The sequence below is a fragment of the Vibrio sp. LB10LO1 genome, from assembly GCF_010092875.1.
GTDB lineage: Bacteria > Pseudomonadota > Gammaproteobacteria > Enterobacterales > Vibrionaceae > Vibrio > Vibrio campbellii.
In genome coordinates this window covers 1-1,213 of sequence record NZ_JAADJW010000087.1, presented here as the reverse complement: position 1 = coordinate 1,213, position 1,213 = coordinate 1, and the positions used below count along the sequence as shown (strand labels likewise).

The following is a 1,213-nucleotide window of genomic DNA, read 5'->3' as shown; positions in this document are numbered from 1 at the left end:
ACTAACAAACTGCTCAAGAGGGATTCGCAACGCGTGGCATTTTTACTATGCGTTCAATTTGGCGATTAAGGTGGTATGCGGCGGCTTTGGTATTGCGTTGCTCACCCCTTAGCAGGGCGTTAGCATACAACCGGAAGCAATAAGTCAGAGGCATAATGAAAACAAAAGAATTAGTACCTATTGTTCTGGAATATCTGCGTAATAGCGATGATGTGGCAGGTATTAAAAAGCAATACAGCATTACTGAGGAAAATTGGAACCGTATTAGTGAAAAGGTGTACTCACTAAACTTAGAGCTTTCCAGAAAGAAACGACTTGAGGATCAAGTTAAACAAAATGTCTCGTGCACTGATCTTGCGACTATTGATTTGATGCTGGAAGCTATGACGTTCTTAGCATCAAAAGCATTATGCCTGCCAACAACCGTTACACTGTATCAATATGAGTTGATTAACTCGTTTAGACGCCGAGAGTACTTTGATGAAAGTACATTGATACTGTTCATCGAACAATTGGTGATGAACCCGAAAATGAGAGCACATCAAAAGCTAGGTAGGTTTCAGCATTTTGATGCTTTCAAGTCATTTTCTAGTTATATTGACTCAGCTTTAGTCTGTTACTACCGAAAGAATTACCACAGTTGTTTTTTAACATTAGCCCCTATTATTGAGGGAATTATTTTGAAGTGGCTTGGGTATCAACATGGTGAATCTAAACCAAAATTTGATGAACTAAAAAAATTCTTTAGAAATGGATATCGGCGGAACCCGTGCCCGGGTAATCCTCTGTTTTATCATATATATGCAAAAGCTTGTGATGAGATTCTATTAAACCATTTTTATTTGAACTCAGAACATGGTGTGGCTTACGGTAGCTTTAATCGACACTTAGCGTCTCATATGCTTACCGAAGAACAGTTTTCCTCTAGAGAAAACTGTATTCGACTGTTTGTATTGCTTGATACTATGACTGAGTTGTACTTGTATGAGACAGGTTGTAACGATCCAAGGTTTTATCTAAAACACGAAGAAGTTATTGGGGATTATACGATCTATTCCCAGTTAATATCTGAGGGTTCTTCAAAAGAATCATTAGAGTCAATGTTGTTGTAAAAGTATGCTAACAAAGCATTTAAGAGTGATTCGCAACGCTTGGCGGTTTCGCTTCGCTCAAGTATAGCCAAGCGCCGCTCACACCTTAATGCGGCGTTATG

General features: G+C 38.9%; 1 protein-coding gene. It reads left to right on the top strand.

Translation table 11 applies throughout. The features are described 5' to 3' along the window. Positions 1–155: 155 nt before the first annotated feature. The gene (locus GXP65_RS24915; protein ID WP_205455640.1) at positions 156–1,112 is read left to right on the top strand and encodes a hypothetical protein; all 957 of its coding nucleotides are present in this window, start codon (positions 156–158) and stop codon (positions 1,110–1,112) included. Positions 1,113–1,213: the final 101 nt, after the last annotated feature.

What these genes read in the sequence shown, in the direction of transcription:
- GXP65_RS24915 (WP_205455640.1), top strand. Translation starts at nt 156, where the DNA reads ATGAAAACAAAAGAATTAGTACCTATTGTTCTGGAATATCTGCGTAAT.